Source organism: Terrabacter sp. R4-6 (genome assembly GCF_057529065.1).
On sequence record NZ_CP197224.1, the window covers coordinates 3866699 to 3884108 of the forward strand.

At 67.4% G+C, this 17410-nt stretch carries 13 protein-coding genes and 2 pseudogenes; all 15 read left to right on the forward strand.

Translation table 11 applies throughout. The features are described 5' to 3' along the window. The first annotated feature begins 329 nt into the window (after positions 1-329). A complete protein-coding gene (locus ACSSS0_RS17960; RefSeq protein WP_487229060.1) occupies positions 330-1796 on the forward strand; it encodes a terminase large subunit domain-containing protein in 1467 nt (488 codons plus the stop codon). Further along, positions 1793-3079, forward strand: a complete 1287-nt coding sequence (locus ACSSS0_RS17965; RefSeq protein ID WP_487229061.1) for a phage portal protein — start codon at positions 1793-1795, stop codon at positions 3077-3079. The genes ACSSS0_RS17960 and ACSSS0_RS17965 overlap by 4 nt, the downstream gene beginning before the upstream one ends. After that, positions 3076-3636 (forward strand): hypothetical protein, encoded by a 561-nt coding sequence (locus ACSSS0_RS17970; protein WP_487229062.1) that lies wholly within the window; start codon positions 3076-3078, stop codon positions 3634-3636. Before ACSSS0_RS17965 ends, ACSSS0_RS17970 begins: the two co-directional genes overlap by 4 nt. Positions 3637-3647: 11 nt before the next feature. Continuing rightward, positions 3648-4085: a hypothetical protein gene (locus ACSSS0_RS17975; RefSeq protein ID WP_487229063.1), complete on the forward strand. Its 438-nt coding sequence runs from the start codon at positions 3648-3650 to the stop codon at positions 4083-4085. Between the two features lie 13 nt (positions 4086-4098). Next, complete coding sequence (locus tag ACSSS0_RS17980; RefSeq protein ID WP_487229064.1) at positions 4099-4284, forward strand: hypothetical protein; 186 nt, start codon at positions 4099-4101, stop codon at positions 4282-4284. A 101-nt stretch (positions 4285-4385) separates the two neighbouring features. Then, positions 4386-5270: pseudogene (locus tag ACSSS0_RS17985) on the forward strand (phage major capsid protein); the annotation flags it as partial. Continuing rightward, a complete protein-coding gene (locus ACSSS0_RS17990) occupies positions 5270-5596 on the forward strand; it encodes a hypothetical protein (protein ID WP_487229065.1) in 327 nt (108 codons plus the stop codon). The pseudogene ACSSS0_RS17985 and the gene ACSSS0_RS17990, both read left to right, overlap by 1 nt. A gap of 266 nt (positions 5597-5862) precedes the next feature. Further along, a pseudogene (locus ACSSS0_RS17995) lies at positions 5863-6840 on the forward strand (TadA family conjugal transfer-associated ATPase); the annotation flags it as partial. Next, on the forward strand, positions 6837-7706 hold the full coding sequence (locus ACSSS0_RS18000) for a type II secretion system F family protein (protein WP_487229066.1): 870 nt from the start codon (positions 6837-6839) through the stop codon (positions 7704-7706). The pseudogene ACSSS0_RS17995 and the gene ACSSS0_RS18000, both read left to right, overlap by 4 nt. Beyond that, a complete protein-coding gene (locus ACSSS0_RS18005; protein WP_487229067.1) occupies positions 7703-8617 on the forward strand; it encodes a type II secretion system F family protein in 915 nt (304 codons plus the stop codon). The genes ACSSS0_RS18000 and ACSSS0_RS18005 overlap by 4 nt, the downstream gene beginning before the upstream one ends. A gap of 366 nt (positions 8618-8983) precedes the next feature. Further along, positions 8984-10846 carry a hypothetical protein gene (locus ACSSS0_RS18010; protein WP_487229068.1) on the forward strand — a complete coding sequence of 621 codons (1863 nt, stop codon included), beginning with the start codon at positions 8984-8986 and terminating at the stop codon, positions 10844-10846. Positions 10847-11279: 433 nt separating this feature from the next. Further along, positions 11280-11984, forward strand: coding sequence for a hypothetical protein (locus ACSSS0_RS18015; protein WP_487229069.1), 705 nt, complete (start codon positions 11280-11282; stop codon positions 11982-11984). Between the two features lie 604 nt (positions 11985-12588). Further along, positions 12589-13071 carry a hypothetical protein gene (locus tag ACSSS0_RS18020; RefSeq protein ID WP_487229070.1) on the forward strand — a complete coding sequence of 161 codons (483 nt, stop codon included), beginning with the start codon at positions 12589-12591 and terminating at the stop codon, positions 13069-13071. Positions 13072-13406: 335 nt separating this feature from the next. Beyond that, positions 13407-14603 (forward strand): sigma-70 family RNA polymerase sigma factor, encoded by a 1197-nt coding sequence (locus tag ACSSS0_RS18025; RefSeq protein WP_487229071.1) that lies wholly within the window; start codon positions 13407-13409, stop codon positions 14601-14603. A gap of 1033 nt (positions 14604-15636) precedes the next feature. Next, entirely contained in the window at positions 15637-17127 is a 1491-nt protein-coding gene (locus tag ACSSS0_RS18030; RefSeq protein ID WP_487229072.1) for a MarR family transcriptional regulator, read from the forward strand. Positions 17128-17410 lie beyond the last annotated feature (283 nt).

Below are 17410 nucleotides of genomic sequence, written 5' to 3' on the forward strand. Positions count from 1 at the left end.
CTCAAGGGTGAGATCAGGGCCAAGCCGCTCCACTTCGCCGGCTGGCCCAAAGACCGCGCGGGTAGTCGTGAGCGTCTGATTGACGAAGACCTCGCTAGGTCATTCCCCCTCAGCCGGCCCGTCTGTTTCGTCCGAAGCTCGCACAACGGGACGCTGGACGACTCGCACAACGGGACGCTGGACGACTCGCACAACGGGACGCTGGACGACTCGCACAACGGGACTCTGGACGACTCGCACAACGGGACTCTGGACGAGCTCCTGTGGCTGCCTATCGACTCCGCCCGGTCCCGGACCCTGGATCTCCGCGTTCATTTCGCGAGCCTCTCATGAGAGCCGGCCCTAAGGGCGAGATCACCGTCGAGCCACTGGACTTCACCGGCTGGCCCAAGGACCGCGCCAAGCGCCGAGAGCGCTTCATCCGCGAGTACCTCGTGATCCCGAAAGGTGTCGGCGCTGGCAAACCGATAGCGCTCCGGGAGTTCCAGAAGGAGATCGTGCGCGGCTCGTTTGCTCCGGGCGTCCGGACTGCGCTCGTGTCTCTCCCGCGCGCCAACGGCAAGACCGCCCTTGCCGCGATGCTGGCCGTCGCGGAGCTCTGGGTCGGGGACCCGTCGCCCGAGGTCCTCGTCGTGGCCTCCGATGCCCGTCAGGCTGGTATCACGCTTCGAATGGCCAAGCGCATGATCGAGCTCAACTCACAGCTGGCCGAGCGCGCTCACATCTACGCCGACCGGATCGTCGTACCGGAGAACGACGGGCTGCTCCTGCCCCTGCCGGCGGAGCCGGGAGCGCTGCACGGTCACGACCCGAGCCTCCTCGTCGTGGACGAATTGCACGTTGTCACCGAGGACGTCTGGGAGGCCGTTTCATCCGTGACCGGCAAACGCCCTGAGTCCCTGACGCTCGCGATCTCGACGCCGGCATCCTCGCCGGACAGCATCATGTGGAAGCTCGTCGCGCACGGCCGCCACCGCGATGACCCGGCCTTCTACCTCCGGGAGTTCGCCGCGCCGGCCGGGTGCGCGACCGACGACGTCGAGGCGTGGCGGACCGCGAACCCGGCCCTGGCGTGCAAGCGGCCCTTCCTCTCCGAGGACGGCATGGCCGCCGCGAGGCGGACGCTCCGCGAGCCCGTCTTCCGGCAGCTTCGCCTTGGCCAGTGGGTCACCGGCTCCGACGCATGGATGCCATTCGGCCTGTGGGACCAGCTCAAGGACGACCATGGTCACGTCGAGCCCAGGTCCAAGGTCGTCCTGGCGTTCGACGGCAGCGCCTCCGGCGACTCGACCGCCCTCGTCGGCTGCACCGTTGGCTCGGATCCTCACCTGTTTGTGATCGGCCTCTGGGAGAACCCCGGCGAACCGCGCTGGAGAGTCCCGCGCGGTGACGTCGACAAGGCCGTCGACACCGCCTTCGCCACCTGGGACGTCCTCGAGCTGGCCGCGGACCCGTGGGGGTGGCGATCTGAGCTCGAGGCCTGGGCCGAGCGGCACGGCGAGAAGCGGGTCATCGAGTGGAACACCGCTCACGCGGCCCGAATGGCCCCGGCCACCGACCGGCTGTACCAAGCCGCCGCAGACCACGGCTTCACCCACGACGGCGACCCGCGCCTGGCCGCGCATGTCGCGCATTGCATCGCCAAACGGACCCCGATGGGCGACCTCGTCTCCAAGGACAAACGCGGGTCTCCGCGCAAGATCGACGCCGCTGTCGCCGCGATCGTCGCCCTCGACCGAGCCGCCTTCCACACCAATACCAAGACCAGACGACGAGCAAGGAGCTTCGCCGCATGAGCACCGACACCCTGACCACCCTGTTGCAGTCCCTCGACGAGCGGACCGCCCGGTACGGCACGCTGAACCGCTACTACGCCGGCGAGCAGCCTCTGACGTTCCTGGCCCCAGAGATCCGGAGCCAGCTCAACAACCGTCTGTCCCGCGTCTCGGTCAACGTTCCACGCCTGCTCGTCGACGCGATCGCCGAGCGCCTCCGCGTGAGCGGCTTCGCCGGCGCCGACCTCTGGGCCGACTGGACACGCAACGACCTCGACCAGCTCGCCGGAGTCGCCCACCGCGAGGCCCTCGTCCTGGGCGACGCCTACGCGATCGTGTGGGCCAACCCAGACGGCACCCCGAAGGTGAGCATCGAGTCCGCCGAACAGGTGATTGCCCTCACCGACCCCGGCACCAGGAAGATCCTTACTGCCGTCAAGCGCTGGCAAACCCCGACCGGCACTCTCGCGGTCCTCTACCGCCCCGACCGGATCGATCGCTACGCGAGCAACCAGCCCGGAGCCACGACGACCGGCTTCCGCCTCGTCGAGACCCTCGACAACCCGCTCGGCGTCGTCCCGGTCGTCCGGTTCCGCAACGGCGGCCGCCTCCTCGACGACGGCGTCTCCGAGATGACCGACGTCCTGACCCTGACCGACGCCGTCACCAAGCTCACCACCGACCTGCTGACCGCGAGCGAGTACGGCGCCCGCCCCCGCCGCTGGGCCACCGGCGTCGAGCTCGTCGAGGACGAGGACACCGGCGAAGCCGTCAACCCATTCCCCGAAGGGGACCGGATGCTCGTCTCCGAGGCCCCCGAGTCGAAGTTCGGCCAGCTCCCCGGCTCCGACCTCGCCGGCTACGAGAACGCGGTCGGCGTCATCATGCGCCAGATCTCCGCCGTGTCCGGCCTCCCCGAGCACATGCTCGGCATCGGCGGAGACAACCCCACCAGCGCCGACTCGATCCGGGCCTCCGAGGCCGCCCTAACCGCCAAAGCCGAATCACGGCAAGGCACCTTCGGCAGGTCGTGGGAGGACGTCGCCCGTCTCGTCGTCGCCGTCCGCGACCGCGTCGACCCGGCCAGAGTCGACGTGAAGGTCAAGTGGGCCGACCCGTCGACAAGGTCCGTGGCGCAAGAGGCTGACGCCATCGTCAAGCTCCACGCCGCAGGCATCCTCCCGACCAACTACGCCCTGGCCCGCCTCGGCTACTCCGACGACGAAATCACCGCCATCCGAACCGCCCGCCGCGCCGAAGCTCTCGACGGAGCTGGCCTCGACCTGACCGCGCTGGCCTCATGACCTACCGCGACATCCTCCGCCAGCTCGGGGACGCCACCGCCGCAAAGGTCCTCGCAGCCTTCGCCGCCCACGAAGCCGGCCATATCAGCGAGGATGAGGCCGTCGCCCTGATCGCTGCGATCGTCGCCACCGCCAACAGCCGCGCCACCGTCCTGGCCGACCTCGGGCTCGCCGCGACCCTCACTCTCGCCACGAGGACGCCGGTGCCGCCCCTGGGACTCCTTCCGGCGGCCGACGACGTCGCACGGCTCAACAAGGCGGCCAGAACGCTCTTGACGCTCCTACCGGACACGCCTGACCCGCAAGCCAGAGTCGAGCGCCTCGGCCGCTCAGAGCTGCTCACAAGCGCTCAGACGGCGCGTGGGGAAGGCATCGCCCGATCCGACCTCGTCGAGGGATGGGTCCGATCAGTCTCCGGCTCCGGCTGCCAGCTCTGCACCTGGTGGAGCCGCGACGGCCGCGTCTGGCCCGCCGACCACACCATGCCCCGCCACAAGGGTTGCACCTGCACCCAAGTCCCCGTCGTGACCGAGCGCGTCCGCCCGGTCCAGCACTGAAGGGAAACCCCTTGCCCGACAACCAGACCCCCGCCACCGGGAACGTCCCCGACGCACAGCTCGAGCCCACCGACGAGCCCACCGAACTCGACCCCACCGAGGCAGACGAGATCCAGGACGAGCCAGACGCCTTCCCGCGCGAGTACGTCGAGAAGCTCCGCAAGGAGAACGCCGGCTACCGCGACCGAGCCAAGGACCGAGACGCCCTCGCCTTGCGTCTCCACGCCGCCCTGGCCGCCGCAGACGGCCGTCTCGCCGCCCCAGACGAGCTCACCTTCGACGAAGGCCACCTGAGCGACCCGGACGGCCTCACGGCCGCGATCGACGACCTCCTCGCCCGCAAGCCCTACCTCGCGACACGCCGCATCCTCGGAGACGTTGGGCAGGGAGCGTCGCCGGTCACACCTATTGTCGATTTGAGCGGAATCCTCCGCACCAACGCCGGCTGAAAGGGCAGCTCACATGGCCAAGCAGAACGCCGATCTCATCTCGGAGACCGCGAAGGTCCTCCTCGACGCCATAAAGGAAGCAGCACCGACCATACAGAATAGGAACACGGATGGTCTGAGGTCCTTGGCGGAGGCCTTCGCCCTCGTCGCACAGCACGATGGGAACGCGCCGCGAGAGCCGGGCCGCGTCCTGAGTTGAGAATCGTTCTCAGTCTGATACAATGAAGGGGAGTCGCCTGGTGCGGCTCCCCTTCGTGGCTCCCGGACGGAGCGCGTGACCAATCCGCCTCAGTCCCAAGGAGTCCCGTCATGGCCGTTTCCGCATCTTCCGCCGCCGAGCTCACCGCCGAGCAGGTCCAGGCCGTCCTCGTCCAGCCCCTCGAGGCCCGCTCGACGTTTCTCGCCGCCGGGCCGCGGATCATCGACACAGCCGGCCCGCTGCGCCTGCCCAAGATGGGCGGAGCCACCGCCCCGGCCTGGCACGGCGAGAACGAGCAGATCACCGAGGTCGACCCCGACTTCGACGAAGTCACCCTCCTGCCCTCGACGATGAAGTCGATCAAGACACTGACCCGATTCAGCAATGAGCTTGCCCGCCAGTCCGTCATCGCCCTCGACGCCGCCCTCAAGGAACGGCTCGTCAAGGACGTGGCAGACACCCTCGACGCGCAACTTTGGAGCGCCTCTGGCGACGGCACCACCAAGCCACGAGGCCTCTTCGCCTACCCCGGCACCCAGACCCTCCCTACCATCGGCACCCTCACCCTCGACGCCCTCCTCGACGCCGAGGCCCTGGCTCTCGGTGCCAACGTCAACACCGACGCCCTCAAGTGGGTCATGACGTCTCGGGAGCTCATCGCCCTCCGCAAGATCAAGCAGGGCACCGGCTCCAACGCCTACGTCCTGCAGCCCGACATGACCAGGGCCGGCGGCTACACGATCTTCGGCAAGCCAGTCGTCGTGACCAACCGCGTCCCCGACACGACCGGCACACCGAACACCGGCCGCGCCGCCCTCGTCGACTTCTCCCAGATCGTCGTCGCCCGCGACCTCGCCCCCAGCGTCAAGATCCTCGACCAGACATTCGGAGACTACGACCAGCAGGCGATCCGCGTCGTGGCCCGCTACGACGCCGCCCCGCTCAACCCCGAGGCGATCATCAAGCTCACCGGCATCACGATCTGATGGACACACCCACGGTCGCCGACGTGCAGGCCTTCCTCGGTCGGGACGCCGGAGCCTCCAGCACCCAGATCGAGGCACACCTCGCCGTCGTGACCCAGATGGTCAAGCGGTACGTGCGAGGAGTCGGCTTCAGCCTCGCCGACCCTGGCCAGCCCGATGACGCTCTGGCCGCCGTCATCGTGTCCTCGACGGCACGCCTCGTCAGCAACCCGACCATGACCCAGTTCGCGGCCGTCGACGACGCGCAGGTCCGGCAAGGCACCTTCAACGGCTGGACCCTGCCCGAGCTGGCCATCCTGCACTCCTACCGAGCTCGCGCTCGGTAGGCCGGCGTAAACGGCCACCTCGCGGGGTCTACTTTCGGCCGAGTCCAGGAACGATGGCCGACAGCACATGGCCCCCCGGGTGTCGACCTGCGCCGAACAAGGGACCCCCGGAGTGCCCGCTCCGGGGGTCTCGTGCTTAGTCCGCCCCAAGTCCGCAAGAGAGTCGAACACCGCCGGACGCTGCCAACGCTCCCCATCGTGTTTGCGCACGTCAGACGGCCAGCGATCGTCATCACCATGAATCGTCAATCACGCTGGGGTAGTTCTGGATCAACGAACCCTCGCGGGTGTTCGTGGCCCGCGGCGGTATCGCCGAGCTGACCCCGACGATCCTCACGGCGGACGACGTGCGCGACCTCGTCGAGCGCATGCTCAAGAGCAGCGGCCGTCGCGTCGACCTCAGCAGCCCGTTCGTCGACGCGACGCTCACCGACGGCTCGCGGCTGCACGTCGTCATCCCCGACATCAGCCGGGCCCACTGGCAGGTCAACATCCGCAAGTTCGTCGTCAAGGCAGACCACCTCGACGACCTCGTCCGGCTCGGCACGATGCCCCGAGAGGCGGCCACCTTCCTCGAGGCCGCGGTCGCGAGCGGCCTCAACGTGCTCGTGGCCGGAGGCACCCAGGCGGGCAAGACGACCCTCCTCAACTGCCTCGCCGCCGCAATCCCGCCGCGTGAGCGCATCGTCACGTGCGAGGAGGTCTTCGAGTTGAAGATCCCGCAGCGTGACGTGGCCGCCATGCAGTGCCGTCAGCCCAGTCTCGAGGGCACCGGGGAGGTCCCGCTACGCCGCCTCGTCAAGGAGGCGCTGCGGATGCGTCCGTCGCGGATCATCGTCGGCGAGGTCAGGCAGGAGGAGAGCCTCGACCTGCTCATCGCCCTGAACAGCGGCGTGCCCGGCATGTGCACCGTGCACGCCAACAGCGCCCGCGAGGCCGTCACGAAGATGTGCACGCTGCCTCTCCTCGCCGGTGAGAACGTCTCGAGCCGGTTCGTCGTGCCGACGGTGGCGGCCGCGGTCGACGTCGTCGTCCACGTGGCCCTCGAGCGTGACGGCGTCCGGCGGGTCCGCGAGATCGTCGCCATCCCGGGACGGGCCGAGGGCGACGTCATCGAGATCGCCGACCTCTTCGTCACGCGTGACGGTGCTCTGAGACGCGCCGACGGGTTCCCACCCCACCGAGAGGCCTTCGAGCGGGCCGGGTACGACGTGGCGGCCCTTCTCGGGCAGGCGAGCTCATGATCTCGCCGTTGGTCGTCGGCCTGGTGCTCGGCGTAGGCGTCTTCTTCGTCTACTGGTCGTTCTGGCCGCAGGAGCCCGCGCGCGCGAAGACCGGCAAGGGCGGTTTCACGGTCGAGCTGCGTGACCACCTCACCCAGGCCGGCTACTCCTCGGTCACACCCGGCAACGTCGTCGTCGGATCGGTCGTCCTCTTGGTCATCGCGTTCGTCATGGTCCTCGCCCTGACACGGGTCGTGCCGATCTCGCTGTGCTTCGCCCTCATGGCCGGCGCGATCCCGCTGTCGCTCGTGCGGATGCGGGCGCGCAAGCGCCGCAACAAGCTCCGTGACCTGTGGCCCGACGTCGTCGACAACATCACGTCGGGTGTGCGAGCGGGACTGGCGCTGCCCGAGGCGCTCTCTCAGCTCGCTGTCCGCGGTCCGGCCGAGCTGCGTCCCGCCTTCGCCGCGTTCGCGGAGGACTACCGGACGACGGGTCGGTTCCATGACTGCCTGGACCGTCTCAAGGACCGGCTCAGCGACCCGGTCGGTGACCGGATAGTCGAGTCGCTCCGGATCGCCCGCGAGGTGGGTGGCAGCGACCTCGGGAAGCTGCTGCGCACGCTCTCGTCGTTCCTGCGGGAGGACGCCCGCACCCGCTCCGAGCTCGAGACCCGGCAGAGCTGGACGGTCAACGCGGCCCGCCTCGCGGCTTTCGCGCCCTGGGTCATCCTCGGTCTGCTCGCCCTCAACGGCAGCTCGCTCGCGGCCTACTCGTCGCCCACCGGCTGGGCCGTCCTCGCGGTCGGCGCCGGCCTCTGCGTCGTGGCCTACCGGGTCATGGTCTGGATCGGTCGGCTTCCCGAGGAAGAGCGGGTCCTGCGGTGAACGGGTTGACGGGTCGACTCGGCGAGCTCCTCGGCGACGGGTGGTCGTGGGCGGGCGCGACGGCCGGTGTGCTCGTCGTCGCGGGTCTCGCACTCGTCGTCGCCGGTCTGCCGGCGAGCCGTCGCCCGACTCTCGACGACCGCCTGGAGCCCTACCTGCGTGACACCCCGCGCCCGTCGACGTTGCTCGCCCGGCCGGCTCCTCCTCGTGGGCCGTTCGGCTTCGGTGAGCTGCTCGCCCCCTACGTGGCCCGGCTGGGGTCCGGGGTCGGCTCGCTCGTCGGTGGTGCCCCCTCCGTGGTCCGTCGTCAGCTGCGGGCCGGCCAGGCCGCGGACGTCGACCGCTTCCGCGCCGAGCAGGTCATGTTCGGGGCGATCGGGGCACTCGGTGGGCTCGTCTTCACCGCCGTCGTCGCCGTCGCGCAACGACGATTCCCGGTGCCGGTCCTCGTGTCGATGGTGCTCGTCGGCGTGCTCGGCGGCATCGCCGGGCGCGACTACCTCCTCAGCCGTGCCGCGACCCGGCGCGAGGCCCGCATGCTCACCGAGTTCCCCACCGTCGCCGAGCTGCTCGCACTGGCGGTCAGCGCAGGAGAAGGAGCCGTCGGCGCGCTCGAACGCGTCTGCCGTCTCTCCCGCGGAGAGCTGTCCGACGAGCTGCGCCGGTGCCTGGCCGACGCACGCGCGGGGGCCAACCTGCCCACGGCGCTCCAAGGCCTCGCCGACCGCACCGGGCTGATGAGCCTGACCCGCTTCGTCGACGGCATCGTCGTCGCGGTCGAGCGCGGAACGCCTCTTGCCGACGTGCTCCGGGCCCAGGCGCAGGACGTCCGCGAGGACGGGCGACGCACGCTCATGGAGGAGGGCGGGAAGAAGGAGATCTACATGATGGTCCCAGCTGTCATCTTTTAGACCGCCTTCTCCGTCCCTGTCGTAAGGGTCGGTCGGTTCCCGCACGACGTCCGCCAGGAGATCGCGTCGCGTGTCTCAGGACCGCTCCGTCCGCGAGTCCGCGCCATGCGCCCAGGCAACGTGTTTCCCAGGTCCGGCCGACAAGCTGCCGCCACGTCGGCCAAGATCGGCGGGACCGCGCGAATAATGGCTGGTCGCCGCAAGCGCTCGAGCATGGCCTGAATTGATCGAATCTGCCGTTGCGCCGGCTGTATAGGTGACCCGACCGTTAGGCTTATGAATCGTCTCAAACAACGTCCGACGGTGCTGGTTCTAGGAGAGTCCTGTGGTGGGCAGCACGCGTAGGTTAAAGAAGAGGGGCTCCGCGTGACCGCGTCTTCCGAAGTGCAGGGACCAGCTGCCCGCCACGTCAAGGTCAGCCTCCCTACGGAATTTGCTCCGCAGGACCTGATCCGATTCATGATTCGCGCGGACATCCAGGGCGAGTGGCTCGGGGCGGGAGGGGTACTTAGCATCGCACCTGGCGACAATGTGCGCTTGCCCCGGCGCGACCTCGATGCGCTCTATCCCCCCGATGAGCCACTTCCGCAGCATGGGGTCGTCTATCACTCGGGATTCACTCGCGAGGTCTTCGAACTAGTCATAGAGTTCAACGCCGCCAGTCCGAGAGGATTCCGGCTCTTGGTGACACCACGGCCCGGCGGGCGGAGCTACGTTCGCATCTCAGAGTCGGGGGTGCTCGACGGGAACAGCCGCGCTCTCGTCCTCCGGTACTGGCAGGCCGCGCTTAACCGGCTGGATAGCCTCTTGGCCCCACTAGCTCGGGATCGACGCAGGATGCGACAGGCGCTCATAGTCGTGCATGGGATCGGGGAACAACGTCCGGGGCAAACCCTGCGTCGGTTCGTCGACGCCGTGTTCCCGGATGCCTCAAGTCAACAGCGGCGATATTTCAAGCCTGACTACGTGTCGAAGTTGTTCGAGCTGCGTAGCGTCTCGGTTCCGGGAAGCAAAGAGATGAGGCGTCCCACGACAGACGTCTACGAGCTGTACTGGGCCCACCTGATTAGAGACACAACCCTTGCTCAAGTATATGGGTGGCTTTCACGGCTTATGATCGCCCCGAACCGGAGCCTTTCATCGGAGCTCCTAGGCAAAGTCTGGGTTCTGCGCATCGTTGCCGTAATCGTCGCGCTGACCTTTTTGGGCCTGTCCGTTAGTGGTGTCTGGGCCGCGTGGGGAGGCGCGGTCGCCGTGAGTGCATTTGCGCTTATTCCCGGGCTGTTTTGGTCAGTCGGGAAGCTCATGCAGAACCGATTCGTGCTTGGCTTTCTTGGTGATGCGGCGCGCTATCTGGAGCCCCTTCCCGGGAACATTTTGCAGCGGCAAGCAATTCGTGAGTCCGGGGCGGAGCTAATTGATTCCCTGCATAACTCTGGCCGTTACAACCGCATCATTGTCTACGGTCACAGCCTGGGTAGCGTCATTGCCTACGACATCCTGAGCTTCGCTTGGATCCGCCGATCCCGCATGCATAGGTCAGATCGCGCCATGAGCAGCAGGGGGTTGCTGCGGGTCGAGGACCTGCTCAATCCTCGGATCCCCGATGCGCCAGCGCCGTCCATCGATGTAGTTCAAGCGAGGCAGCATTCAGCTTGGCGAGAGTACCGCCGTAATGGGTTCGACTGGCGCGTGTCAGACTTCGTGACAGCGGGCTCCCCGCTAACGCACGCGAGGATGCTGCTGAATCTCGACCGGCAGACACCATTTGGTGAGCTTGTCGGCGATAGAACGTTCCCTACTTGCCCGCCGCAAACTGAACCGACTAGGACGGCGACCCACGGCCGCACGCGAGACGCGTTCACTTTCACGCATGCCTACCCAGACCCTAGTGGTCAAGGTTCCCGGTCTGTCCTCGTGCCGCACTTCGGCGCCCTGTTCGCGCTCACGAGGTGGACGAATATGTACTTTCCAGTTGAAGGTTTCGTCAAGGGCGACCCGATCGGCGGACCATTGCACAACATCTTCGGATCGTGGATACGTGAGCTCGCGCTCAAGAAACCAGGAGGTGGCTTTGCAGGCTTCGCTCACAACCTCTACACGTCGAGCCCCGAGGGTGAACACATCGAACAACTACGAGAAGCCCTCAATCTGTCCACGGACCTTGATCTGTGGGACCTATCTCCGGTCCTAGTCGTTCCGGGACGCAGGGGGACGCGAGCTAGCTGAGCAGGTGTTGGATGGGGGGCCGCCGGCGCCCGTGGCTCGCCTCCTTTGAGACGACCAGAAAAGTCGCAACTCGGGGCTACCGGCGGCTGCCCTCTACTTTAGCGGTAGTACAACACCGCTGTAGGGCGTCATGGATAAGCCACCGCACCGTGACAATCGGGCCGGAGTTGGCGACCGTTACGCGCAACCACAAGCCGGCGCGGCAGGTGCCCTTCTGGGCGTGGCTGCTCGGTGGACCGGGCCAGAGGGGAGAGGATCAAGGCCGATAGACGTCAGCCGTGACGGACGGAGCTCTCCCATGACCGGCCGGTCCTCGAGGCCCCCCACCGACGATGCTTCGGCTCGAGCTGAGCTTGCCGGGGACTACCCACTTCTGGATCGGTGGAGGCAGCGGGTTCGATCACCGAGTGGACTACTCCCGGCGCCGACCTCGGTGCTCGCCGCCGACGACATGGCCTGGCCGTATGAGCCGCTTTCGGCTCAGATTGGGGTGCGGCTCGCGTCTGCGGTCGATCACCTGCAAGCTCTGCGGGTGCTGTGTGAGGCCGACTCGTGGCATCCAAGCGCGTCGTTCACGCTGACACGGTCTGCGCTCTTGTCGGCCAGTGAGGCGGTTTGGCTGATGGACCCGGACCCGCCGACTCGTCAGCAGCGTGGGATGAGCGTCGCTGATCGCGACCTTCGGTATCGCCTCGAATGGCTGAAGCGGACGGCGTCCGGGGCCGGCGTTATCTGGGAGAAGGCGGCGCTGCTGGGCGGTCATATTCGGCTGCGGAGCGCAGGGCTGAAGCTCACGCTGGACCCACGGAGGGTCGGCAAGAGCGGCGGTGGGGCGGTCATAGAGCACGCAGCCATGAGGATTGAGCTGGGGGGCAAGGTGAGCGGCTGGGTGGACCAGGCGGCAGGGCTCTGGCACAGCACGAGTGCTGACGCTCACGGGTCGGGCTGGTCGATCACCGCGCGACGGCCGACGATTCACAACCGGGCGCCCGGCGGTCTGCACGTTATGAGCAGCGGCGGCAGCCCGCTGTACACGTGGAAGGCGTGGCACGTCGCGTTCGTGACGACCAGATTCGGCTGGAAGCTCTACGACCACCTCAGCGCTCCCACAGCGACGACGGCTGCGCCTCAGCCGTGATCGGCCGGGGCGCAGTTGGCGCGCTCGTGGCGCAGTGTGGGCGCGTGTGCCGCTTCGGGCTGGGCCCCGTGCTTGTGCGCCTCTCGCGGTTAGGCCGACACGGGTCCACACTGCGGGCGACGATCAGGAGCCGTCCTCGCCCGCGTCCGGCGACGTCGAGCCTGTGAAAACAGGGCCGTCCTTCCATGTGGCTGCGAGATGCGTGAGACGGGCTACCGGTCTGGGGCCGGATCGAATACGGGTTGATCATGACGACAACCGCCACCCAGGCGGCCTAACCGAACCTGTCACCCGTTCGTGCAGCAGACCACTCCTCCGTGGCCCGTGACCCTGCAACGCGGAGACCCGCAGTCCGAGCGTGCTAGGGCGACGTAGCTGAAGGCACAGCATCTAGGTGGGATGTCGGGACGGCGGCCAGGGCCAGGGGAGTGGCAGACTCGTCCCTTGCCTTGGCCCGACGATCGCTACAGCCCGCGGCTTCATCGCCCCAGCCGCGCGACGTAGCGTTGACCCTGCACACGGGGGCTGGGCCCGTCGCAGCCGGCGAGCCAGCTGAGAGAGGCGCCTCACACTGTCTGCAACAACGAATCCCCCAGGAGGTCCGATGCTGGAGAACCCCTTCGGCCGCATGATCGCGGCCGACGTCGCTGCGGGGATTCCGGAGAGAAGGGTGCTGCTAGCACGGTGCGACCAGTGTCACAAGCGCCGGGCCTACTTTGTCGTGGACAAGTCCCGCACTTCCTCAAGTGACGACGCTCTGTCCCATGGTCAGTGGCGCCAGTTGGATGTACGAGATGCAACCTGCGCGTCGTGCCGCGAGTTCAACCCGCCTAGTAGGGCGAGCATGGTGGCGGCGGTGCGCAAGGCATACGACAGGGACGCTGAGACCGTCATCGGCCGCCGTCCCCGATTGGTCCGGCCGCGCCGCTACGCATCACCCGAAGAGATCGCCCAGTACGAGCTCGAATTGTCGGAGTTCGAGGCCGAGAAGAGCCGGTACCTTACTGAGCCAGGCACCTTTGAGTCATGGCTCTCTGCTCACCTCGACGAGGGAGACTCGCCGGCAGCAGCTCAGATCGACGTCTGACTGCTATCGTCGACAGCACAAACACATAAGCTCCTCCGACGCGCCGTGGGCGGCGCACTTTGGCAGACGGGTAGCGGTCTGAGGCTCAATAGGAGTCTCTACATGCCCGCAAACCGCAAGCACCTTCGCGTTGCTGTAGCCAAGGCTGGTGCCGCAAAGAGGTGGCGGTCGCCCGACGAGGCGCCCCCCAGGGACCTCGCTGCCGCGAGAATCAGCGACTACGTCGAGCGAGTTCTGGCCGATTCCCCCCGGCTCACGCAGGATCAGCGAGACGCCATCTCGGCTCTTCTGCATGGCGGTAAGCGGTGAGCGCTGGGTTGCGCCGCCCCGGACGCATGTCCGAAGCAGCGCAGGGCGATTCGGCTGCCAACCTCACGCTTGCCTCAACATCAAGGCCAGCCACTGACCTTCCCTCCGCAGTCGAGTCGCATGTCGCCGGACGCGACGTATTGGCCGTTGCGAAGGCAGCACAACTGGGGCGGACTCCGACGCCGCACGCGACGGCGGTCCCGTCGGGTCCGGACGCCGTTAGCGTCTACCTGTCGCAGATCGGCAAGGTCGCCCTCCTCAACGCCGAGCAGGAGGTCGAGCTCGCCAAGCGAATTGAGGCGGGGCTGTTCGCCGAGCACCAGCTGGCCGACGGCCGCGGGAGGGATCCCGAGCTTGAGCGAGACCTCTCGCAGATCGCAGAGGAGGGCAGGGCCGCCAAGTCCTGCTTCATCGAGGCGAACCTTCGCTTGGTCGTCAGGCTGTCCAAGCGCCACATCGGGCGCGGCACGGAGTTCCTGGACCTCATCCAGGAGGGCAATCTTGGCCTCATCCATGCGGCGCAGAAGTTCGACTACACCAAGGGCCACAAGTTCTCGACCTACGCGACCCCGTGGATCTGGCAGGCCCTCCAGCGAGGGGGCCGGCAGCATCGACTGATCCAGCTCCCACACCACGTAGTTGAAGACCTACGAGCGATCCGCCGAGCCGAGGCATGCCTTCAAGTTGACCTAGGCAGGACCCCCGCCCGTCAGGAGCTAGCTGACCACCTGGGCGTCTTGCGCAGCGAGCTGGATGCCGCGCTCAGCTTGGCGGACACTCCAGGCTCCCTTGACAGGCTCTGCCTTCTTGACCGGAAGCTGGGACGGCGATGGATGGATGACGACGAGCAGCAGTCGGAGCGGTTCGCGCCTATGCACGAGCTCATTGGCGGGCAGCCGAGCTTACGCGTCCCCGGCGCCGTGGCCCGCACCCGACCTGACGTTCGTGCCGCCATGACGGTTCTAAACATCCGTCAGACGGAGGTGATCCGGCTCCGTTTCGGCTTCGAAGACGGCCGGCCGCTGAGCCGACACGACGTTGGGCGCAGGCTGGGTGTCACTGCGGAGCGCGTACGCCAGATCGAAAGCGCTGCCTTGTCCCGCCTTCGACCCAGGCTGGCGGTCAGCCATGATCGCGCCCACGTACCTGAGCCAGAGCAGCTCCATGGACAGGTCCCCAGCCACCCGGCGTCAGCACCCCCGGATCTGGAGCAGCAGCTATGAGCTCCAGCAGAGACCTTCCCAGCCACATCCGCTGGTCCTGGAACGGCGGTCGCCGGATCCACTTGGGAGAGACGCCCCGACCCGGAGAGGTGGTCGTGGCGGGCCGGGGGCAGGCCAGTCATCGCAGTCTTGACTGCCCCGCCCTGCGCGCCGGCCGTGCTCGGGCCATCGACAGGCAGTGGGCCAGCGGCGGGTTCTACTCAGTTCCCGTCGAGCTGGCCGACCGTTTCGTCGCACGGTGTGCCGCGTGCTGGCTGGAGGGCGAATCGTGAGGAAGGGAGACGCACGCTCCTCCCGTCGGTCGTCGAGGCAGGTCTCCGCACCGGCGCTATCAGGCCCCGAGATGCGCGCAGCCATGCAGGCTGCCCGACAACTCCTCGCATGGAGGGTGCCCCTGTTCCTCGCCTATCCCGCCATCGGACCCGACGGGCTCTGGGACCCGGACGGGGGTCACCGCGGCACCGGCTACTGGTTCCCGAAGCGTTGGCACAAAACACGGCCGAGACCGACGGTGCTCTCGCGCTGGCGCCCCGGCGTGGCCTTGTGCGCCGTCATGGGATTCGGGATCGATCTCTTGGACACCGACCCCCGGAATGGGGCTGAGGCTTCTCGGGACCATTTGGTGCGTGCCGGAGCTTGGCCGACAGTGTGGTGTGAGGCGGCGACCCCCTCCGGCGGACGCCACGAGTTCACCGCGCCACTTGGCCTGCGCTCGCGCGACGCCGTGCTGCCCGGCCTGGACCTGAAGGCCGGCGTCGACGGACGAGGCCATGGCTTCGCCTTCATCGCCCCCACGATCCGGAAGTCCAAGTCGACAGGCGGGCTCATCGCCTACCGCTGGACGGTCCCACCCACCGGCCCTCCGCCAAGACCCGACGGATCCGGCTCGGCGATCGCAGATCTCCTTGCAAACAATCGTCAGTCAGAGCCAAGCAAGAGCGGATCAGCCCCTGGGCGGCACGTCCTCGATCGCCTTGAGGTGCTGAATTCTCGCGAGCAGCCCTGCACCGCAACGCAAGCCCAGGTCACAACGATGTCGGAGCAGTTGCAGTCCTCGAACCGGCACCAAGTCATCCTCGGACCCCTGGTCCAGTTGATCCGTCTCGGCAGGGAAGGCCATCAGGGCCTGGTGAAAGGCTTGGTCAGCCTGGAGAAGGACTTCGTTCACCTCGTCGCGCCCGATCGACCGGGCGGCGCATCCGAAGCTCACACGGAGTTCCAACGGGCCCTCGTCGGTGCGCTCGCCGAGGTGCTCGGGACCGCAGGCTCCTTCCCTCGCGACAAGGCTTGTGACTGCTTCCTGCAGGACCTGACTCGAGCCGCTCACGACCCCACCCGGTTCGACCGCGGACGTAAAGGAACCACCCAACGACGCATCGTGGCCCACCTGATCCACGCCGCCACCAAGGCTCGCTCCCAACTCGTGCGCGAGTCACAGCGCTACATCGCCGAGGCGATAGACCTGGAGCAGTCCACCGTCTCCCGAGCCACAGACCGCCTCGAGGAACTTGGTTGGATCCGGAAGGTGCGGGCCGTCGACCCTCTTGCGCCAGATCCCTTCCGCCTCCTGCCGCCGCCAAACTCAAGTCAGGACGACGCAAACGTCGAGAGCGACGCCACCCCCATTACCCTCCTATCCGCGGGTACTGGGATTGATGCTCTAACGCACACGCGGACACTTCAGGCCCTCGCCGGAGTCGGGATCTCCGGAGCGCTGGCACCGACCTATTCAATGCTTACGGAATGGACTGGGGAGGAGAACGCTGTGGGCCTCACCGTGGCCGCTCTGGCAGACGCGGCGGGGCTACACCGGACAACGGTCGCCCGGCACCTGGACGAACTGGCCACGAAAGATCTTGCCCGCAAAGCGACGCGCACGTCAGGTGCATCGCACTGGTGGCGCCTACCGGTCGATCAGGCACCTTCTCGAGGAGGCAACGCTGGCACGCGCACCCTGCGACGCAGGGAGCGGCACGAAAGGCAGAGGGAAGCGAACCTCGAGGCACTGTCTCGCACTGAACGGCCGCTGGTGGAGAGACACGAGAACGCTGATGGCTCGATGTTCGTCGACACCTCAACTGGTGAAGTCCGGGGTGCCTTCCCCCGCGCCCAAGCTCCCCTCGATGTTGCTGTAGACACGATCGCTTCGCAGCTTGGGCTGGCCGCCGGCCTGCTGCAAGCCCTCTGTCCCTTTGCTGGCTCTTGGGTGGAGTACGGGGTTCTCGAGCATGAATACGCCCACGCGAATCCGGAGGCCTTCGAACTGCTCCTCGCTAGGTACGGACATCGGATGCTGTCAGTGCCGGGCTACACAGCCTCGGCGTACATCAGCCGAACACTGGTGCAACTGGGCAGGGCCGGCACTGTCCTTCAGCGCCGAGGACCGGCCACCGGCCTCTGGTCCTACAACCCGAGCATCTCCTGGTGGGCGCTCCCACCAGAGCCGGCCTGGTCGACCGAGAATTCGTGGGCGGCTCTGGGATGCCAGTCCACCTACGTCCTCGGCGGGACAGGCGGCGACTGACGATGAGCGCCGCAGCCCAGGAGATTGCCCTGGATACATCGTCGTAGCGTCGTGGACATGAATCGCCCCTTGAACGATGCCCAGAAAGGCGGGCTGGCGTGGGTCGCCGCCGGCTCGCAGGGGGAACCACCATCGGAGACCTACAAGATCTCGGCGGCGGCGTTGAAGTCGCGGGGGCTGATGAAGGTGCGGCGATCTGGCGGTGTCTGGACGGCCGCGCTCACGGAGGCGGGTCTCCACTACGTCCAGCATGGGGACTACCCGGCCGCGCGCCCAGCAAGGC